Genomic DNA, 19,355 nt, shown 5'->3' on the forward strand with positions numbered 1-19,355 from the left:
AGCGGGTCGGCGGTTCTATCAAAAGCTGAACCGCTCCAACGCACGTCGCCATCTCCAGATTCGCTTGTCGCGTTTCAGGCCATTCTTTTACGCATGTCTTTGTCCCGAACCGGTGCCTCTGTCGGGAGACATGCGTTGATCTGAATGAATATTTCTCGCGGAAAGCGGTTCCTGGCTGTCGATTATATGCGAGCAGAACATCAGGAACATCTGTGCCTGGCTGCTGATGCCCAGCTTTTCATAGATGTTCCTGCGATGGACCTTCGCCGTTCCCTCGGCAATGTCGAGGTTATGCGCAACCGAAAGTGTCGAATGTCCCCGCAAAAGCAGGCTGACGATGGTTTGCTCGCGTGGCGAGAGCTTGTCCTTTGCAAAAGTTGCGAATGCTTTGTCCAGCGTCGAGGCAGGCGGCTCGACATCCGACTGGCGTGCCTGCGACACGTGTGACTGCCAATGAGAACTCATCGTCTCCAGCACTACAGGCGCCACGACCTTGAGGTTCCCGAATTCTGCGTCGTCAAATGGGGAAACTCTCTTCGTTCTCATCAGCGAAAGGACTAGGTAGAGGTCTTCGGCCGGCCTGGCCATGTAGACGATCTCTTCCGCCAGAGATCCCTTTTCGTCGGAGACACAGGGATGGAAGTCGGCAGAATTGTAGAAGTCGCTCGAAAAATAATCGTCTGGCGCGAGTTCGGAAAGACGAAAGAGTCCCGGCTTCACGCCTGCGCAGCAGGCTGAATACACCGCATCGAGCAGGTAGGTTCCGGTTAGGAAATTCTCGATGACGCGAGGCGGCACGAATTCATCAAGGTTGCCGTAGAGCAAAAGAGGAGCCCTGTTCGGTATGAATATGGTGACCGTGTAAATCTCAAAGGGTGCTAGTTCCTGAAGCGCTTGAATCAGCTTACCTGGATATTCCTCAAGGCGAACTGTTGTGAACAACCGATTTGCGAAGTCGATCGCTTCCGCAGCTCCGATCATCAATATCTGCCCTACCTCCCGCCGCCCTCGCACCGCTCTCATCTGCTTCGTGGCTTGGAGCGCCACCCTTTGACAATGAAAGCTGGCTGCACACCTGTCTCGCTTATGCGCTCGTCCCCCAATATGCCAAAGTGGGCATACTGCCGCATCCGCGTCGTAGGTTAACGAAACCAAGGGGGAAGTAGGCTTGAACTTCCGCGGATCGAGCTGATCCATGATCTGTGTGCATCGCAGGTACCTGACGTGCCGGCATCGCCATATCGAGGACTTGCTGCAGGCGTTGGACTTCGCCGAGGAGATCGAGGAGATGTCTGACGCTGGTCTGTGCTCCCCTAGAGCCGACCAAGAAAAAGTGCCCGCCCGGCATCGACCGCGTCAGCCGGTGCGGAGCGCGAACCATGGGGTCGCGAAGGTTTCTCCATCGCCGTTGGACATTGCCGACAGCGCCTCTTTCGATAACCGGTTGTTGACCAGGCCTTTCACCGTGATGCTGGCGCGCTGGCGCCCGGCGAACGCCTGCCCGCGAGCTCGGACCTCGCAACCCGCTTCGGCGTCAATCTGCACACGGCGTGCGAGCGAAGTCGTCAATGTGGATGAACAGGCACGCCGATCATCTTCGGCCAGACCGGCTTCTGCATGAGCCATGTCGGTAGCAGTCTTCTCGACCTTGACCGTGCGTGCCGCGGGCGATGCGCAACCGGCCCCATTTGCCCATCGCTGCCATGCCTGCGGTCTTCACCGCATGGTCGAGTTGAACGACGCCGGAGGCGATCCGCTCGACGAAATGGCGTCCGGCCTCGGTCAAGCGGACGCCACGCGCATGGCGCTCGAACAGGAGGATGCCAACGTCTTCTTCCAGCGCCTTCACGCGGGCGCTGACGCTGGATTGCGCCGCGCCGAGCGCACTGGCGGCGTGACGGAAGTTGAGATATTCGGCGACGGCGAGCGTCTGGATCAGCGATGCGAGGGGATGCGCGATCCGAGCGCAGTCGGCACTCCCCATGGGCGATCATTCATTGGTGCTGATCGCCGCCGCCGCATTTTGCTATCCGGCGTCTGGAACGGACGTTGCGCCGTCATTGCGCGCAACGTGCAAAGCGCGTGCCCACCAGCTCAAATCTCGAAGCATGGACAAGGCGCTGGTATTCAGGAAATGGAAGTCCTCGATCTGCCGCTCGGCGTTCAAGACCGCGAGATATTGTTCCATCGCGATGTGAACCGCGTTGCGCAGCGGGGCGAGCTGGAGTTCGATGCAAATAAGGCGAAGTTGCTCGATTGCACGGGCGGCACCCACGCCCCCATAACCAAGGAACGCGGCGGGCTTCCGATTAAATTCCTGATAGGCATAATCCAGAGCGTTTTTCAGCACGGCCGGAATACTGCGGTTGTATTCGGCGGTGACGAAGATGAACCCGTCCATCTTCGCAATGCGCGCGGCCCAGCGCCGTGCCGCCTCGCATCGTGGCGGTGCATATGCAGGCGCAGTTTGCTCGTCGAAGAATGGCATCGGGAACGCGCGCAGGTCGAGCAGTTCCGCGCTTAGCTCGGGGTGGTTTTCGATCTGTTTCAGCAGCCATTGGGTGGGCTTGTCGGCAAAGCGATTTTCGCGGGTAGTGCTAATCACGATGCCGATGCGAATTTGCGACATGAAAGGTTCCTTCTTTTAGGCAGAGTTTTGGCCACGCTTGGCTCGAAATTGGCCAAGCAGCAGGACAAGCGCGACAGCAACCGCTGCGATGGACGTGCCCAAGAAAACGGTGCCGGCAACGCTGGCGGCGACGCTCGCGCTGACTGGAGCCACAAACTGCCCGATGAACAGGGCGCTCGCCACGCCACCGGAGAACCGTCCGTGCTTGCTGACAGGGGTGCTTGCGAGGACCAGCCCGTTCACGGTCGGCAACAACAAACCCGTGGACGCACCGGCAACCGCCATCCCAGCTAGAATGGCCCCGTAGTTGCCGCCCACGGCAAGGAGCTGACCTATCCCAATCAGGATAAACGCGACGGTGATGATCGACAGCGGCGTCATACGCCGGTGAATCCGGCTGTAGAGGGTTGCGGAAATACCGCCGCAAAGCGTGCAGAGCGATAGCGCGTAGCCAGTCAGTGCCGGATCGATGAAACCGTGGTGCGCCAGATGAAAAGGCAGTTGCACCGGAATGACGTAGAACAGGATCATTCCCACGAACGCGCTAGTATATGCCATCGTCACCTGCGCCCACTCGACACCCTCCGCTCCCGCCGGTTTGTCAGCCACAGGTTGCTTGTGGACTGCACGCGGCAAGAACAGCAGAAAGAGAGGCAATAGCGGCAAAGAAAGGAGATAAGTGGCGAATGGCAGTCGCCAGCTCGTTGCCGCAACCAATCCTCCGAGCATCAGGAACATCATCCCGCCGAACGAAGAAGCAGCTCCCTGCAATCCGACGACATGATGACGTTTATCGTCTTGATAGAGGCCACCCACCAGCGCCAGCGCGCCCGTGCTGATGCCTGCAATCGCCAATCCGAGCACGGCACGGCTGGCGAGAAGAACCGGAAGATTCAAAGCGTATAAACCGGCCGAACCGGCAAGTGCGAAAAGCGCGGCGCAAAACACAAGGACAGTCCGCGCGCCGATCCGGTCGACAATCGCACCGACCGGAGCGGCGGCGACAGCAATCACCAAGGCCGGCAACGTCAATCCTATCTGGGCTAAGAACTGGGCATTGGGCGTATCCGCGAACGTCTCGGCCATGCCTGGAAGGGATGGAGTAATGGCGGTCGCTGCCATGGCTGTGAGGCAGCTTGCGCCCAGCAGGGCTACGAGGGTTCCCGTGCCTTGTGGAGTTGATGTTGGCTTGCCGCTTCTATCAGCAGGAAAGTCTTCTGACGCCACGTGACCCTGTCCAACATGCGAATGGTCATTCATGGATATTTGTGTAAGATGGGAAACAATGACCCTGTAGGCGGCAAAACGTGGACTGACTGTCTCAATCTGTGGACAACGGTAATGAAGCTCAATGACCTCCATTTCTTCGTCCAAGTGGTGGATCACGGAGGTTTCGCGTCTGCGTCACGCAAGCTCGGCATCCCAAAATCGAGCATCAGCAAGCGGGTTGCGGCGCTTGAAGAAGACCTCGGCGTCCGGCTTATTCACCGCACGACCCGCCAGTTCGTGATTACGGATACGGGAGAGGATTTCTATCAGCACGCCAAGGCGGCGCTGATAGAAGCGGATGCTGCCGAGGAAGCGGTCAAACGCCGATTGGGCGAACCTCGTGGTCTTGTGCGGGTCACCGCTTCGGCGGCGACGGTGCAGATGGCTCTAGCCGATCTGGTGACAGAGTTGTCCAGAGTTCATCCAAAAATCCAGATCGGTCTTGTCACAACCAATCGCTATGTGGATTTGGTGCATGAGAACATTGATATCGCGATCCGCGCGCATCGCGAGACGCTGCCCGACTCCGAATATGTGCAGCGCCGCCTCGGCTTTTCGCCTAACTATCTTGTCGCCTCGCCTGACTATCTCGCAAAGCATGGTGCGCCAACAGAACCGGGACACCTCAAGGGCCATTTCGGAATCTTTGTCGAGAGCATACGCAACAATCTTCGATGGCAACTTAGAAATGCAAACGGCGTGTCAGTCGACGTCCTACCCTTTCCAAAACTGTTCTCGGATGATCCACATACGACACTGAAGGCATCCCTTGCCGGTGTAGCTATTGCCAATCTTCCAGATGGACTTGGTTGGCCCCACATCCAGACGGGTCAGCTTGTTCGTCTCCTGCCGGATTGGAGTGCCGGCGGGTCGATGACAACAATCCTGGTGCCGCATCGTCGCGGACAACTGCCGTCCGTTCGGGCGGTGGTCGAGTTCATCGCTGAACGCATGCCGGTGACGATGCGGTTTGTGCCCGCGTGAAAACGGATGGATGGCAGCGGCCACTTTCGGCACCGTGCGGGAGGAATTATCGCAAATCAGGCGTTTGCATATGGACGAATTGATGGGCGCGTCCATCGCACCGGAAGATGTCGGAGACATCGTCAACGGGCCGCAGCAAGCCTTTCCGCGTTTCGATGCGCATGAGGCGGCCATCCGCGCTTCACTGCACTCGCGCACCGGGCGCGACATGCGCACCGGCATGGTCGCCAGCCGGCGCCTGCGCTTTGCTGGGGCGCTCGCCCCCGTCCTTTCCGACCTATCGCCAGCTGAGGTCCGGAGGGTCGAGGCGCTGGCGCACCTGCTCTACTCGGCCTCCGCCTGGGAGGTTCTGAAGGATTATGGCGGTCTCACCGGAGCCCAAGCCGGAGAGGCCGCCTCTTGGGCGCTCAATACGATTCTGTCCGCGGTCGCTCCGGGTTCATTGCCGCGGACATAATATCAAGACAAGGAGAATGGCCGTGAGCATACACGTTACCACCATGCAACAAGGCGAGACGCGCTGGGTCGTCGGCGACCGCATACGCTTTCTGGGCGGTCTTGCGGGATCGAACCTCGAAGTTATCGAGGTGGAGATACCACCGGGTTCCGGCACACCGCCGCACAGCCACGCCTCGCCGGAACTCTTCTATGTGATCGACGGCGAGGTCATGATCCGGCACTTCGCTGCCGGCAAGCCGCCGACGGCAGTCTCGGCTGGAGCGGGAACTTCAGTGCGCATCGACGGCCACGCGCCGCACAACTACTCAAACGAGAGCGGCAAGCCTGCGCGCATGCTGGTGCTTATCGAGCCGTCGATGACCGCCTTCTTTCGGGAGATCGGAACGGCCGAGCCCCAGGCTACGCCGGATTTCGCCCGCGTCGGCGCGGCCATGCGGCGCCATGGCATCGAAGCCCTTCAAATGGCTTCCTGACGCACTGGCCGCTCTCACTTCCTTTTCAGTGGGAATAGAGCACAACTTCGCTAAGCAGCTACCCTAGGCTGCTCGAAAATGCGTCCCGCCGCCCCGGCGGGACGGCCTTTTCTGCAAGCCACGGCCGCGCGCCGGGAACACTGAGAGAGAGCTCGACCGGTTTGGGGCCGCAGTGCGACGTTCGCTGCGTCCAAGCCGAGGTCCGGAGTCGGCGCAAAAGCGGCCATTCAGTATGCTCAAAAGAAGGGTTGCGTTTGGATCGAACGCCGCGTTCCGGCAAGGGTTCAAGATAGCCGCCGTGCGCCTCCGGCAAGCACTCGGTTGCGCCATTTCCAGCCCTACGCGGACGCGAGTGCAAAGGCCGTATCGCTCGACTGATGCGGACTTTGCAACCGATCGAGGACCAAGTCATGACCCGCTGCGCGAAAGCGGCGAGAGCAAATAGTTAGCCGAGCTTGTGCTGCAGCATCTTCGGATCGACTAAGATATGCCGCCTAGCGGTGGGCTGTGCTCGGCTGGGCATTCCTGGCCGATTGCCTGGCCGTGGCTGTCCTCCCGCGCCTTGACTGGCGCTGGTCGGCGATCCGAGCGATGGCCCGGGTCACTCTGGCAGCTTGGGGTGTTCCGCTCTCGTTACGCGGCATTGACCGCATCCGAGCTCGCGGCTCGATGCTTGTGTTCAACCACTCCAGGTATGCCGATGTTCTCGTCCTGTCGGCGGTCCTTCCCGGCGAACCGGCGATTGTTGCCAAGCGCGAATTGGCCAGACAACGTCTTGCGAGCACGCTGCTCAGACGCGTCGGCATCCCCTTCGTCGAGCGCTATGACGTCTCGGGCAGACTGCCCGTGCCGAGGAGCTGGTTGCTCTTGCGCGACAGGGCCGCATGCTGGTCTTCTTTCCGGAAGGATCGTTTACCCGCAGATCCGGTCTCTCGGCATTCTATCTCGGCGGCTTCAAAATAGCCGCTGAAGCCGATCTCGCAGTGCTGCCCTGCGTCATCCGGGGCACACGCTCGATGCTGCGCAGCCATCAATGGTTTCCCAGATATGCACTGATCAGCGTAACGATCGAACAGCCGGTCACGCCTCCGGGCAAGCATTTCGCGTCCGTCGTCCGGCTGCGCGATGCAGTTAGTGGGACAATCCTGTCCGGGGAACCCGATCTCCACGAGCTGATAAAACCCACTCTACTGGCAAGGTCGCCGTGGGTCGAGCAGAGCCATGAATTCACTCTTGTCCCATGGCGGCCGGTTGTTGACCGCCAGCTCGGTCGCGAGGTCATGAGCGACGTCCAGGGCGGATCGGTCTCGTGGCGATTGGGCCGGCAGCGAGGGTTAGCAATTTGAGGCAAGGATTGGCGGCAACGGGCGATCAGTCGCCGTCAAGGAGCTCGATCTCCGCCAGCGTCAGGCAACCCCCGCTTCTCGCGAACCTGACGTGTTGCAGATAGAGATTGTTGTGCAGGATCCCGAACGGTCCGAACTCGCAGGACAGTCCGCGGCATTGCATTTTTCCGAGAATCTGCCGCTGGGGCGCGGCTTGGCGTGGATCGGCGGTCTCGGCCGCCGACAGACGGGCTTCTAGGTCAGTCACCGCTACCTGATCCGTCAGCTCGAGCCCGTCGTCGATGGAATGCCCGATGTGCAGCCGGACGGCGTGTGCGGGCAAGCGCCGGCCGAGCTGATTCAAGGTTTTCGCCTCGAAGTGGCGAGCGACATCCCGGCCGAGCCGCTCCGCGTCGTGATAGGCGCAGCCCGCCGCCGCGGCCGGCTCCGGCTGGAGGATGGAGAATCCGGCGAGCGCCAAGACGAGGCGGAGGTGCTTCATTGCGTCACCGCTATGAGCATTTCCGTTCGCGCCTTCTACCGAAGTGCATTGAGATCACGCACGACGCGAAAGCCTTTTATTCCACCTTCGCTATCGACACGGGCCTCGTCGCGGGCACCCGAGCGTATCTGGTTTGCCGACAGGTCCCATTGTCCGCCGCGCACGACACGCTTGGAACAGTCACCGTCCAGCCAGGGGGCACCGTCGGTCGGCGTATCTTCGGTATAGCGCTTGTTATAGCAGTCCATGGTCAGCTCGCGGACGTTCCCATGAACTTGGTAGAGCCCGAATGGATTCGGCTTGTAGAAGTCGATCGGCTTCGGACCTTCGCTGCGCTTGCCGCGCGGGCCGTCGCCATAGGGTATGGATGCGTCGTAGTTGGCGTCATGCTCGCTGACGGTCTTGCCGAACCAGAACGGCGTCGTGGTGCCAGCCCGCGTGAAATATTCACGTTCGGATTCGCTCGGCAGGCGATACGTCCGCCCGACCTTCTTCGAGAGCCAGGCCAGGTAGGCTTGCGCGTTTTCGAAGCTGATGCCCTGGGCCGGCAGGCGGCCGCGACCGAAGCCATGATCGTCGCCTCGCTTGCCATTGCATCCACCATTGGCAAGACAGGCATCCCATTCGTCGAAGGAAATGGAGAAGCGGCCGACGGCGAAAGGCTTGGCGATGGTCACGCGATGCAGCGGGTCCTCGCCCTCATAGCGGTCGATTTCATTGGCGGGCGTGCCCATCATGAACGTGCCGGCCGGCACGACGACCATTTCCGGGCAGTCGGCGCATTCCTTGAAGCTGTCTTTCGGCTTCAGCGTCGCCTCCACCTCGGCCGACAGCGGAGAGCCGCCCCATGGCGTGATCTGGCGGGGTGGGTCTTTTGGCGTCTCCACCAACTTTTCCGCCGGGGGCTTTTGATGCTTGTGGATTGGCTTTTTCTTGGCCGCAGAAAGCGTCGGCTGGATTGAGGCCACTGCGACGAGCGCTGTGAGGAGTCCTATTCTAAAGACGTGCTTCTTCATTCCGTGCTTTCCCCTTTGAAGCCCACTTCACGGCGCATCCGCCGTGTCATTCGTCTCGTGATCTGCGCGTTCGTCGAAGACGTTGCGCTGTCTCGCTAAAGTCCGCGCCCGATAGGGAGGGAAGGAAGGCGCATACGCACGCTCGAGTTTAACCTGTCGCCTCATTGAGCGTTAATTGTCCGAGGTTGCTTTCACGCGCGCATCGGACGGGGTCAGCCCGTAGCGCCGGCGGAAGGCATGATTAAAATACGAGATGTCGCCGAAGCCGGACTCAAACGCGATCGCACTGACGGTCTGGCCGGCGTGTCGATGATCGGTCAGCCGGCGATGAGCGAGTTCGAGCCTTTGTTCGAGAACGTAATCGGTAAAGGTCGTCGACTGCCCTTTGAACAGATCGCGAAGCGTCCGCGTCGACAGGCGGTGACGCTGGGCGACTGTCGCGGGAGACAAATCGCGGGCGGTGAGGTTTTGCTTGATGTCGTCGAGGATGGCGCGCAACTGCGCGGCGCGCACGCCGGGGCGGCCGTCCAGTTGTTTGATGTCCTGAATGCCTGCGAGCAGGACGCTGGCCAGATCGTGCATGTGGGTGACGACGGCCCAACGCAATTGGGGCGACGCCATCGCCTCGAAATCATCCATGACGCTCGCGTAGCGCGTCAGCAGCCCGAGTGCCGCATTATCATGCGGGATCGCGCGAGCCATCGCCGACTCGATATCGACCGACATGTCGCAGAGCATTTTTCGGCTGAAGCGGAAATTGTGGAGCTGCGACGCGGAATGTCCGCGAAACTCCCCGACTTCCGCATTGGACGCAAAGGCGGCTCCGCCATCGCTGATAGATGCCTCGCGACCGAATTGTCGGATGGAGCCGCTTCCCTGTTCCACCCACACGAGAACAATGTCCTCGTTGTCGATCAGCGAGACAGGGTGGCGGTTTACCGTCGGCGATAGCCGTCCGGACGCGATCGAGAACTCGGGGACGGCCCGTATCGCGAAGTCGAGCTCGAAAGGATGCCCCGGTACGGGGTCAATCTCCAGGCGCATCACGGCGCGGCCGTAGAGCTCCCGAAAGGCGTCGACGGAAGTCACACCGGAGGCCGACGAGCTTGCCAGGCTGGTTGTGGTAATCGGACTATTCAAAGCATCTCCTCCGAGAAGCGAAATGACCAATACAGGTCTCGGCACCTCTCGGGCCGTTTCGAAGAAATACGATTTTAGAGTTTCGGCTTCATCTCAATGAACATGCCAAGGGTGCGACGTCAAACTCGATTGAGCATTTTGCCCGACACCCCAAAACGTAGTTCCGGATAGCCCAAGACCGCCTGTGCCCATCCACATATATTTCGCGTCGGAAGGGCGGGTGCAGGACGGTGGCTGAAGAAAACGACGCTCGAATACTGAAATTTTCGACCAACGACATCGGCGAACGTGACAGGATTCCGATGTGGCGGGATCTCTTCGCGCGCTCCATCGTCAAGGTCGATCTGGAGCCATCCGATGACGAACCATTTCGCAGCGAGTCCGTTGTTCATGTCTTGCCGGACCTCACGATCCGATCATCTTCGGCGTCCGCAGCAACCGTTCGCCGAACGAGAGGGCTCGTCGCCGACGGTGACGACAACCTCGTACTCACCATCATGAAGAAGGGACGTATGACCGCGCAGCAGCGTGACCGGGAGGTCAACATCGCGGATGGTGGCGCCTATCTTTGGTCGAACGCCTCGACCGGCTACTCACGAAATTCCTCCATGGATTTGCTGACCATCGCCATCACGCGCCGCAGTCTGGAAGCAACCGTTGCCGATATCCACCGGAGCCTCATGCGGCCGATCCCCGCGCTGTCGGAACCGCTGAGGCTGCTGATCTCGTATGTGGGGATTCTCCAGAGCCAACCTGGCCGAATGCCCGCCGCGCTGCTCGCGTCAAGCTCGACGCATATCCACGATCTCGCGGCTCTTGCCCTGGGCGCGACGCGCGACGCATCGGAGGCGGCGGGCAAAGGAGGCTTGCGCGCGGCGCGATTGCTCGCCGTCAAGGCGGATGTCCTCGCGCATCTCCGCCGGCCGGAATTGAGCGCTGAAGCCGTCGCGGCGCGACACGGCATATCGCCCCGCTACGTCCGCGAGCTTTTCAGCGGCGAAGAAACGACATTCGGGGATTTCGTTCGCGAGCATCGTCTTCGGCGCGCTTATCACCTTCTCAGCAGTACGGTGACACTCAATCGAACCATCGGAGAAATTGCCGCTGAGTGCGGGTTTGGCGATCTGTCTCACTTCAACCACGGCTTCCGCCGCCGCTTCGGCGTGACCCCCGGCGGTGTACGGGCGGGTGTCGCCAAGTAGGGAATGAACCGCTACTGATGGCCGCGTTGCCGCACAGCCCAAGCCGGGCCGCCCCGTAGCCCAAGACGGTTATCGGGCGACGCTGTATCCTCGTGCCTCTCAAAGAAGGGATGCGTATGGAAGCTATGCCCGAGCGGGCCGGCATTTTGACGTTTTCGACTAACGAGCTTCCCGAGCGGGACCGAGTGCCCGTCTGGCGGGAGGTTTTCGGCCGCTCGATCTCAAAGCTCGACCTCGAACTTGTCAGCAACGACCCGCTCCTTTGCGAGTCCAGCATTCGCGCGCTTCCCGATGTGACGATCTGGTCGTCGCTGATATCCGGAGCGGTTACGGCCAAAAGGACATCGAGCCATCTGGCCGATGGCGACGACAACTTCGTTTTGAACATTATCCGGCGGGGCCGCCTGTCGGTGACACAGAGAGACCGCGAGGTCATTCCGGACGAGGGGGCGGCCTTTCTCTGGTCGAATGCAGAGAAAGGAACCTTGCGGCAGTTGGAGACGAGCGATTTCGTTTCCGTCGCGCTGTCCCGCCGTTTGCTGGAAGGAGTGGTGAGGAACGTCGATAATGTCTTCATGCGCCCCATTCCTGCTTCGACGGAAGCGTTGCGGCTGCTCCGCACCTATATCGATGTTCTGCTGGGCGCGAGCGCGCCGACATCGCCCGAACTGCTGGCGCTGAGCGCCGCCCATATGGGCGACCTGGCGGTCCTGGCGATCGGGGCGACGCGGGGCGAGGAGGAAGTCGCGCGAAACGGCGGCCTGCGCGCGGCGCGACTGCAAGCGGTGAAAAGCGACATTCTCGCCAATCTGACCCAAGCCGATCTGAACATCGAGCACGTTGCCGCCCGGCACCGAGTGTCGCCGCGCTATGTTCGCGACCTGTTCAACGCCGATGGGACCACATTTGGCGATTTCGTTCGCGAGCAGCGATTGCGCAAAGTTTATCGCCTGCTGTGCGATCCGATGGAGCGCCGCCGCTCAATCGGGGAGATCGCGCTGACGTGCGGGTTCGGTGACATCTCGCATTTCAACCATTCGTTCCGCCGAAGGTTCGGCGAAACACCTTCGGACGCTCGCGAGCGCGCGATCCGCAATCCCGCAAACCAATCTATCGAACTTTCATAATTGAATCGCAGTTCCGCGATTCGTCGCCTGACCGACTCGGCTTTCGACCAGCGCAAAAATGCAGCGGTTGAAGGTGTGAGGGCATGTTGCATGCTCGCAACATCTGTCACCTTTCGCCAATTGTACCGGACGGCCCAAAACAAGCCGCCGTCGAGCCCAAGCCCTGAAATGCCTGCGTCCCTATGCTGAGTCCTAGACCGGACTCTGGCGGATTGGGGTGATAATGCTGAAATATAATAAAGAAGAAAGCGCTTCGGCGAAGCGCTCGTTTGCTCGTAATTGCTTGATGTTGGAGCGTTCGCTCGCTCGTTCAGCTATTTCGAGCGCCGTCTATCAACCTAGGCTGGAGAGGTTTCGCACCGCGCTCCTTGGCGGGGCCGCATTGCTGGTTCTGCTGGGTTCGGAACAGCTGGCTCATGCCCAGACTGTTATCGACAACGCCACGGTCACGGTGCCGGGCGATCATGGGTCCCCTTGGAACGTTACCGGCACACTCGTCATTGGCGATACGGGCGCCGGAACGTTTGCGATCGGGGACGGAGTAACTCCCGGCGTCGTTGTCAGCGATACCGGCATCATCGGCCAGAACCTGGGTTCCCAAGGCCGCGTAACTATCGATGGCACCGGTTCGCGCTGGGATGTCTCAAGCGATTTTATTGTCGGCGGACTTGGGGTTGGAGACCTGACGGTCTTCCATGGCGGCGTGCTCGTGACTGGAACGTCGGCAGCCCATGCTGATGCCTATATCGGGAAGGGGGCGTCCTCAACGTCGACCTCAGCGTTCAGCTCGGCGACAGTCACCGGCGCTAATTCGAGTTGGACGACCTTCGGTTCATTGTACGTGGGCAATTACGCCAGCGGCGAACTGAACATCACGAATGGCGGATCGGTAACGGTCAGCGACAACCTTGTCCTTGGTAATCGTCCCTCAGCTTTTGGCGCCGTTATCGTCAGCGGGCCGGGATCCAACCTGTCGGTTGGGCAATCCTTATTTGTCGGGGGCGCGAGTGCTTCGGCGGGCCCAGGCGGCTTGGTCATTTCAGATGGTGCGACCGTCACAGTCGGCAATGGCGCGGGCATCGTGAATATCGGCATGGGGGGCAATTCGAACTCCGTACTCTTCATCGGCGACGCAGGAACGCCGATTCCGGGTTCGAGCGCGGCAGCACCCGGCACGCTCAATGCCGCCGAAGTCTTCATTGGTCAAAACAGTGAAGTTATCTTCAGCCATACGAGTTCAAGCTACACGTTCTCTCCCAAGTTTTCCGGGGTTGGCACGATTGGCCAGGTCAATGGCACGACCATCCTCACAGCGGACTCAAGCGCCTTCACCGGAGGCGCCATCGTCAATGGCGGTACGCTGATCATCGACGGTATGCTGGGCGGCACGGTGGATGTCGATACGGGCGCAGCGCTCGGCGGAAAGGGCTCCTTGACGGGCGCGGTATCCGTCTTGTCGGGCGGCAAGCTCCTGGGCACTCAGGGCCACACGTTGACGATGGGTTCGCTAGCGCTGGACGCCGGTTCAAGCATCAACGTCGCTCTCGGTTCGCCCGGCAACAGCGCCGGTCTCTTCAAAGTGAATGGTAACCTTGTGCTCGACGGCACACTCAACGTCAGCGATGCCGGGGGCTTCGGCGCCGGCGTCTATCGCGTCTTCGACTATGGCGGCACCCTGATGAACAACGGGCTCGCTGTCGGAACAATGCCGAACGGCATGGCCGGAAGCGTTCAGACGTCCGTCGCCAATCAGGTCAATTTCGTCGTCGGCGCCAGCACCGCTCAGTTCTGGAATGGCATGACGACGACGGCCGACGGGACGGTTCACGGCGGCAGCGGCACATGGATCGCCGGCAATACGAACTGGACGGACGCCAACGGCTCATTCGCCTCGCCCTGGAATGGGCAGCTTGCAATATTCCAGAACAATCCGGGCTCCGTGACGGTCGACAATTCGGCCGGCGCGATCTCGACAGCAGGAATGCAGTTCATAGGTCAAGGCTGGGTGGTCGATGGCAACCCGCTCACGCTGAACGGCTCAGGCGGCAGCACGACGATCCGCGTTGGCGACGGCTCGGCGGCGAGCGCGTCCGATTACGCTATCATCGATATGGTGCTGGCCGGCAACAGCCGACTGGTGAAGGATGATCTCGGTACGCTGATCCTCGGCTACAACAACACCTATACCGGTGGCACATGGATCAAGAACGGCACGCTCCAGATCGGCAATAACGGCACAGTCGGCTCGATCATGGGGGACGTGCAGAACGACGCCCGCCTGGTCTTTGCCAGATCGGACATTTTAACATTCGCCGGCAACATCAGCGGCAGCGGCTCGGTCGGCGTCGCTTCAGGAACGGTGCTGCTGACGTCCGATAACACTTATGCCGGTGGCACGACAATCGCGAACGGTGGCGCGCTCAGCCTCGGCAATAACGGCAGCAGTGGCTCGATCACTGGCAATGTCGTCAACGACGGCACCTTGTTCTTCAACCGCTCGAACGCTCTCCTTCTCGCCGGCGCGATCTCCGGAAACGGCAGCATTTTCCAAGTTGCCGCCGGCACGACGACCTTGGCCGGCGACAGCGGCGCTTTCTCCGGTTCGACTTTTGTCCAGGCGGGAGGACTGCGGGTCGACGGAAAACTCGGCGGTTCCCTGAGCGTTACTTCCGGTGGTTCGCTCGGCGGCATCGGCACCGTGGGCGATGTCAACATCAGCGGCACGCTGCTCGGCGTTCAGGGACATACGCTGACGATGAACTCGCTTGCGCTGGATGTCGGCTCCAAAATCAACGTCGCGCTCGGCGCCCCCGGCGGCGCCGGTCTCTTCAAAGTCAGTGGCAACCTTGTGCTCGACGGCACGCTCAATGTCACCGACGCGGGTGGCTTTGGTGGCGGTGTCTATCGCGTGTTCGACTATGGCGGCACGCTCACCGACAACGGCCTCAACATCGGAACCTTGCCGAACGGCACGAATGTGGCCGTGCAGACGACCGTCGCCAATCAGGTCAACCTGCTGGTGGATGCGGCGAACACGCGGTTCTGGAACGGAACGACGACCGTCCCCGACGGCACGATCCATGGGGGCAGCGGCACCTGGGTCGCCGGTTCGACCAACTGGACCAATCTGTACGGCACCCTCTCGACGTCCTGGGGCGGTCAGTTCGCCGTGTTCCAGAACAATCCGGACAAGGTCACCGTTGACGGCTCGGCCGGCGCGATCTCCACGACGGGGATGCAGTTCATCGGTCAGGGCTGGTCGGTCGAAGGCGACCCGATCACGCTCGCCGGACAGAACGGAGACACGTCGATCCGTGTCGGCGACGGCTCGGCCACCAGCGCGTCCGATCATGCCACGATCAATGCAGTCCTGACCGGCAACAGCCGCCTTGTGAAGGACGATCTCGGCACCCTAACCCTGACCGCCGACAATACTTATTCCGGCGGAACGTGGATCAGGAACGGTACGCTCCAGCTCGGCAATGGCGCCGTGAATGGCTCGATTTCGGGAGACGTGCAGAACGATGGTCGCCTCGTCATCGATCGCGTGCCGCTCAGCCAAACGCTGACCATGACCGGAAAGATCACCGGCAGCGGCTCGCTCGACGTGAGCACCGGTACATTGTTGCTGACCGCCGACAATACATATACGGGCGGCACGACCATCGCGCAGTCTGCTGAACTCGATCTCGGCAACGGCGGCACGAGCGGCTCCATCACCGGCAACGTTGTCAACAACGGCTATCTCACGTTCAAGCGCAGCGACGCCGTGACTTTCGGGGGCGCGATCTCCGGCAATGGTGATAACCAGATCCTTGGATCGGTGACGCTCACCGGTAACAGCGGCGCATTCTCGGGCACCACGACGGTCGGATTCGGCACGCTTCAGGTGAACGGGACGCTCGGCGGCGCGACTCAGGTATTCGCTAACGGCACGCTCGGCGGCACCGGCACCCTGACTGGACCGACCACGATCATGGGCGGCACGCTGCTGGGTGCTCAAGGACAGACTCTGACCACCGGCGCGCTCACGCTCAATGCCGGCTCCAACGTGAATGTCGCGCTCGGCACGCCCGGCAGCAGCGCTGGTCTCTTCAAAGTCAATGGCAACCTTGTGCTCGACGGCACGCTGAACGTCACCGATGCCGGTGGCTTCGGCATGGGCGTCTATCGCATTTTCGACTACACGGGGGCACTCACGGATAATGGCATGAACGTCGGCGTCACCCCGACCCTGCCGGCGGGCACGACCACCACGGTCCAGACGTCCGTGTCTCATCAGGTCAATCTCGTGGTCGACAACGGCAGCGGCCCGATCCCGACGATGCAGTTCTGGAATGGAACGACGACAACCGCGGACGGCACGATCCATGGCGGCAACGGCGTCTGGAGCGCCGGTCCTGCGACCAATTGGACCAACGCGGCCGGCTCTGCCGCTGCGGCCTGGGGCGGCAACTTCGCAGTCTTCCAAGGCAATACCGGCGCGGTGACGGTCGATGGCTCGGCTGGCGGCGTCTCCACGACCGGAATGCAGTTCATCGGTCAGAGCTGGACGGTTACGGGCGATGCGATCGCGCTGAAGGGCGCTGGCGGATCAACCGCGATCCGCGTCGGCGACGGCACGGCGGCGAGCGCCTCCGATACCGTCACGATCGGAGCGGTCCTGACGGGCAACAGCACTCTGGTGAAGGACGATCTCGGCACGCTGATCCTGACGGCGGACAATACCTATTCCGGCGGGACGACGATCAAGCACGGCACGCTCCAGATCGGCGATGGCAACGGCGGAACGACCGGCTCCATCTTGGGCACCGTCGTCAATGACGCTCTGCTGCGGTTCGCTCGCAGCGACGCCACGACTTTCGCGGGCGCGATTTCCGGAGCGGGGATCGTACAGGTCTTGACCGGGGCCGTGACGCTCACCGCCGACGACACCTATGCTGGCGGCACGAGCATCTCGAATGGAGCATCGCTGAGCGTCGGTAACGGCGGCACAGTGGGCTCGATCGGCAGCGGTGATGTGTTCGTCGGCGGCTCCCTCATCTTCAACCGGTCGAACGATTTAACCGTCGGCAGCAGGCTGGTCGGCACAGGCGCGCTGCGACAGATCGGTTCGGGCAAGACCGAACTGACCGGCGACAACTCTCTATTCACCGGCGCTACGTCGATCGAGAGCGGCACGCTGGCCGTCAACGGCAAGCTCGGCGGCACGCTCGACGTCTGGACGGGCGGCCGCCTGCAAGGCACCGGCACGGTCGGCAACACGGTGGTCTCAGGTGTGATCGCACCCGGCAATTCGATCGGCACGCTCAATGTCGGCAACATCGCCTTCAACGCCGGCTCGATTTACGAGGTGGAAGTCAACGCGGCAGGCCAGACTGATCTCATCAAGGCAAGCGGCACGGCCACGATCAACGGCGGGACGGTGCAGGTGCTGGCCGGATCGGGCAACTACGCGCCTGCCACCCAATACACCATCCTGACGGCCACCGGCGGGCGTACTGGCACCTTCACCGGCGGCGTCACCTCGAACTTGGCCTTCCTCGAGCCTTCGCTCAGCTATGACGCCAACAACATCTATCTGACAATGACGCGGAACGACATCAGCTTCCAGAATGTCGGCATCACCCCGAACCAGATCGCCACCGGCGGCGGTGTCGAAAGCCTTGGCCTCGGCAATGCGGTCTATGATGCAGTGCTGAACCTGTCGGCGCCGCAGGCGCAGTATGCCTTCGACCAGCTCTCCGGCGAGATCCAAGCCTCGGCGAAGACGGCGATGCTCGAGGACAGCCGTTTCGTGCGCAACGCCGTCAACGACCGCATCCGTGCGGCCTTCGACAGCGTGGGGGCTTCGAAGACCGGCGTCGTGACCTATATCGACGGCAAGCCGGTCGCGGTCGCGCCGAATGCCGATGGGCTGGCGCTCTGGGGTCAGGGCTTCGGCTCCTGGGGTCATACCGACGGCGACAACAATGCCGCCCGCCTCAACCGCTCGACCGGCGGCTTCTTCATCGGCGCCCACGCGCCGGCGTTCGACACCTGGCGCTTCGGCGCGGTCGCCGGCTTCAGCCGTACCGATTTCGACGTCAAGGATCGTCGTTCCTCCGGCTCGAGCGACAATTATCACGTCGGTCTCTATGGCGGCACGACCTGGGGCGAGCTCGCCTTCCGGTCGGGCGCCGCCTACACCTGGAGTGATGTGACCACCAGCCGCGGCGTGTCGTTCCCCGGCTTCGGGGATAGCCTGAAGGCCGACTACAACGCCGGCACAGCGCAGGTCTTCGGTGAGCTTGGCTACGGCATGAACATGGGTCCGGCCCGGTTCGAGCCCTTCGCCAACCTTGCCTATGTCAGCGTCCACATCGACAGCTTCACCGAAAAGGGCGGAGCGGCGGCGCTGACCAGCCAGGGCGAGACCTCCGATGCGACGTTCACGGCGCTCGGCCTGCGCGCCTCGACCACGTTCGATCTGAACGGTGCGGCCGTCACCGCCAAAGGCACCCTCGGCTGGCGCCATGCCTTCGGGGACGTGACGCCGCTGTCGACCATGCGCTTCGCGGCCGGTGGCGATGCCTTCTCCATCGGCGGGGTGCCGATCGCCCGCGATGCGGCCGTGCTCGAAGCCGGTCTTGACTTCAACCTGTCGCAGTCCGCCACCCTCGGCGTCACCTACGGCGGACAGTTCGGCTCGGGCATGTCGGACCAATCCGTCAAGGCGAACCTCAATGTGAAGTTCTGAGAGTGGAAATGGACGACCGGGCGATTTCCCTCATTCTGGGGAGCTTCAGGGAATTGATCCCGATGGCCGAACAGGCGGACGTTTTGTTCAACGCCCGCCTGCTCGACACCTGTCCGGATGTCTATCGGCTGTTTGCCGCGGACGTCGATCCGAAGGACAGGACGCTCGTTGGGACGCTCAGGCTCATATTCGGGCACATCAACCGCTTCGGCGCGATCCTGCCGACGGTGCGGGCGCTCGCCGGATCACACAAGGTCTTTCGGCTGATCGAGGTTTATTACCACGAGCTTGCCGAGGTGCTGATCTGGACGCTGCGGCGAAGCCTCGGCTTTCGCTTCACGACCGAGGTTGAACGGGCCTGGCATCAAGCGCTTCACGCGCCCGTCGCCGCCGGCCCGCCATTGACGCCGCGCCCGGATGCTGTTTCCGAGGAAGACGGAAGACCCACGATACAGATCCATCGCGTGCGCGCGGTGAACAGCAACTGAAG

The 19,355-nt window shown here is 61.5% G+C and carries 15 protein-coding genes and 3 pseudogenes; 10 read left to right on the forward strand and 8 right to left on the reverse strand.

Annotation, left to right across the window (positions count from 1 at the left end; all coding sequences use genetic code 11):
- Nucleotides 1-87: 87 nt before the first annotated feature.
- From SAZ10_RS16375 to SAZ10_RS16395, 5 genes are all read right to left on the reverse strand, one after another.
- Nucleotides 88-981 carry a helix-turn-helix transcriptional regulator gene (locus SAZ10_RS16375; protein WP_318610385.1) on the reverse strand — a complete coding sequence of 298 codons (894 nt, stop codon included), beginning with the start codon at nucleotides 979-981 and terminating at the stop codon, nucleotides 88-90.
- 375 nt (nucleotides 982-1,356) lie between these two features.
- On the reverse strand, nucleotides 1,357-1,626 hold the full coding sequence (locus tag SAZ10_RS16380; protein WP_318610533.1) for a hypothetical protein: 270 nt from the start codon (nucleotides 1,624-1,626) through the stop codon (nucleotides 1,357-1,359).
- Nucleotides 1,592-1,984 (reverse strand): LysR family transcriptional regulator, encoded by a 393-nt coding sequence (locus SAZ10_RS16385; RefSeq protein WP_318610386.1) that lies wholly within the window; start codon nucleotides 1,982-1,984, stop codon nucleotides 1,592-1,594. Before SAZ10_RS16385 ends, SAZ10_RS16380 begins: the two co-directional genes overlap by 35 nt.
- 42 nt (nucleotides 1,985-2,026) lie before the next feature.
- Nucleotides 2,027-2,629 carry an NAD(P)H-dependent oxidoreductase gene (locus SAZ10_RS16390; protein ID WP_318610387.1) on the reverse strand — a complete coding sequence of 201 codons (603 nt, stop codon included), beginning with the start codon at nucleotides 2,627-2,629 and terminating at the stop codon, nucleotides 2,027-2,029.
- A gap of 15 nt (nucleotides 2,630-2,644) precedes the next feature.
- On the reverse strand, nucleotides 2,645-3,991 hold the full coding sequence (locus SAZ10_RS16395; RefSeq protein WP_318610388.1) for an MFS transporter: 1,347 nt from the start codon (nucleotides 3,989-3,991) through the stop codon (nucleotides 2,645-2,647).
- Here SAZ10_RS16395 and SAZ10_RS16400 point away from each other — a divergent pair.
- The 6 genes and pseudogenes from SAZ10_RS16400 to SAZ10_RS16425 all read left to right on the forward strand — a co-directional run.
- The gene (locus SAZ10_RS16400) at nucleotides 3,971-4,882 is read left to right on the forward strand and encodes a LysR substrate-binding domain-containing protein (protein WP_318610389.1); all 912 of its coding nucleotides are present in this window, start codon (nucleotides 3,971-3,973) and stop codon (nucleotides 4,880-4,882) included. The genes SAZ10_RS16395 and SAZ10_RS16400 overlap by 21 nt on opposite strands.
- 70 nt (nucleotides 4,883-4,952) lie before the next feature.
- Nucleotides 4,953-5,339, forward strand: a complete 387-nt coding sequence (locus SAZ10_RS16405) for a hypothetical protein (RefSeq protein ID WP_318610390.1) — start codon at nucleotides 4,953-4,955, stop codon at nucleotides 5,337-5,339.
- A gap of 16 nt (nucleotides 5,340-5,355) precedes the next feature.
- On the forward strand, nucleotides 5,356-5,814 hold the full coding sequence (locus SAZ10_RS16410; protein ID WP_318610391.1) for a cupin domain-containing protein: 459 nt from the start codon (nucleotides 5,356-5,358) through the stop codon (nucleotides 5,812-5,814).
- A 669-nt stretch (nucleotides 5,815-6,483) separates the two neighbouring features.
- Nucleotides 6,484-6,582, forward strand: a pseudogene (locus tag SAZ10_RS16415) (1-acyl-sn-glycerol-3-phosphate acyltransferase); the annotation flags it as partial.
- 116 nt (nucleotides 6,583-6,698) lie between these two features.
- A pseudogene (locus SAZ10_RS16420) lies at nucleotides 6,699-6,755 on the forward strand (hypothetical protein); the annotation flags it as partial.
- Between the two features lie 267 nt (nucleotides 6,756-7,022).
- A pseudogene (locus SAZ10_RS16425) lies at nucleotides 7,023-7,160 on the forward strand (DUF3363 domain-containing protein); the annotation flags it as partial.
- 25 nt (nucleotides 7,161-7,185) lie between these two features.
- On the opposite strand, the gene SAZ10_RS16430 reads toward SAZ10_RS16425, so the two are convergent.
- From SAZ10_RS16430 to SAZ10_RS16440, 3 genes are all read right to left on the reverse strand, one after another.
- Nucleotides 7,186-7,620: a hypothetical protein gene (locus SAZ10_RS16430; protein WP_318610392.1), complete on the reverse strand. Its 435-nt coding sequence runs from the start codon at nucleotides 7,618-7,620 to the stop codon at nucleotides 7,186-7,188.
- Nucleotides 7,621-7,676: 56 nt separating this feature from the next.
- The gene (locus SAZ10_RS16435; protein WP_318610393.1) at nucleotides 7,677-8,528 is read right to left on the reverse strand and encodes a formylglycine-generating enzyme family protein; all 852 of its coding nucleotides are present in this window, start codon (nucleotides 8,526-8,528) and stop codon (nucleotides 7,677-7,679) included.
- Between the two features lie 300 nt (nucleotides 8,529-8,828).
- Nucleotides 8,829-9,827 carry an AraC family transcriptional regulator gene (locus SAZ10_RS16440; protein WP_318610394.1) on the reverse strand — a complete coding sequence of 333 codons (999 nt, stop codon included), beginning with the start codon at nucleotides 9,825-9,827 and terminating at the stop codon, nucleotides 8,829-8,831.
- A gap of 272 nt (nucleotides 9,828-10,099) precedes the next feature.
- On the opposite strand from SAZ10_RS16440, the gene SAZ10_RS16445 reads away from it, so the two are divergent.
- From SAZ10_RS16445 to SAZ10_RS16460, 4 genes are all read left to right on the forward strand, one after another.
- Nucleotides 10,100-10,999 (forward strand): AraC family transcriptional regulator, encoded by a 900-nt coding sequence (locus SAZ10_RS16445; protein WP_318610526.1) that lies wholly within the window; start codon nucleotides 10,100-10,102, stop codon nucleotides 10,997-10,999.
- A 116-nt stretch (nucleotides 11,000-11,115) separates the two neighbouring features.
- The gene (locus tag SAZ10_RS16450) at nucleotides 11,116-12,126 is read left to right on the forward strand and encodes an AraC family transcriptional regulator (RefSeq protein ID WP_318610395.1); all 1,011 of its coding nucleotides are present in this window, start codon (nucleotides 11,116-11,118) and stop codon (nucleotides 12,124-12,126) included.
- Between the two features lie 382 nt (nucleotides 12,127-12,508).
- Complete coding sequence (locus SAZ10_RS16455; RefSeq protein ID WP_318610396.1) at nucleotides 12,509-18,865, forward strand: autotransporter domain-containing protein; 6,357 nt, start codon at nucleotides 12,509-12,511, stop codon at nucleotides 18,863-18,865.
- Between the two features lie 8 nt (nucleotides 18,866-18,873).
- Entirely contained in the window at nucleotides 18,874-19,353 is a 480-nt protein-coding gene (locus SAZ10_RS16460) for a hypothetical protein (RefSeq protein ID WP_318610397.1), read from the forward strand.
- Nucleotides 19,354-19,355: the final 2 nt, after the last annotated feature.

Source organism: Mesorhizobium sp. BAC0120 (genome assembly GCF_033542235.1).
Classification (GTDB): Bacteria; Pseudomonadota; Alphaproteobacteria; order Rhizobiales; family Rhizobiaceae; genus JAWRCU01.

Coding starts and splice junctions, on each gene's coding strand:
- SAZ10_RS16445 (WP_318610526.1), top strand. CDS start 10,100: ATGTGGCGGGATCTCTTCGCGCGCTCCATCGTCAAGGTCGATCTGGAG.
- SAZ10_RS16460 (WP_318610397.1), top strand. CDS start 18,874: ATGGACGACCGGGCGATTTCCCTCATTCTGGGGAGCTTCAGGGAATTG.
- SAZ10_RS16405 (WP_318610390.1), top strand. CDS start 4,953: ATGGACGAATTGATGGGCGCGTCCATCGCACCGGAAGATGTCGGAGAC.
- SAZ10_RS16380 (WP_318610533.1), bottom strand. CDS start 1,626: ATGGCTCATGCAGAAGCCGGTCTGGCCGAAGATGATCGGCGTGCCTGT.
- SAZ10_RS16395 (WP_318610388.1), bottom strand. CDS start 3,991: ATGGAGGTCATTGAGCTTCATTACCGTTGTCCACAGATTGAGACAGTC.
- SAZ10_RS16400 (WP_318610389.1), top strand. CDS start 3,971: ATGAAGCTCAATGACCTCCATTTCTTCGTCCAAGTGGTGGATCACGGA.
- SAZ10_RS16410 (WP_318610391.1), top strand. CDS start 5,356: ATGGCCGTGAGCATACACGTTACCACCATGCAACAAGGCGAGACGCGC.
- SAZ10_RS16385 (WP_318610386.1), bottom strand. CDS start 1,984: ATGGGGAGTGCCGACTGCGCTCGGATCGCGCATCCCCTCGCATCGCTG.
- SAZ10_RS16390 (WP_318610387.1), bottom strand. CDS start 2,629: ATGTCGCAAATTCGCATCGGCATCGTGATTAGCACTACCCGCGAAAAT.
- SAZ10_RS16450 (WP_318610395.1), top strand. CDS start 11,116: ATGGAAGCTATGCCCGAGCGGGCCGGCATTTTGACGTTTTCGACTAAC.
- SAZ10_RS16375 (WP_318610385.1), bottom strand. CDS start 981: ATGATCGGAGCTGCGGAAGCGATCGACTTCGCAAATCGGTTGTTCACA.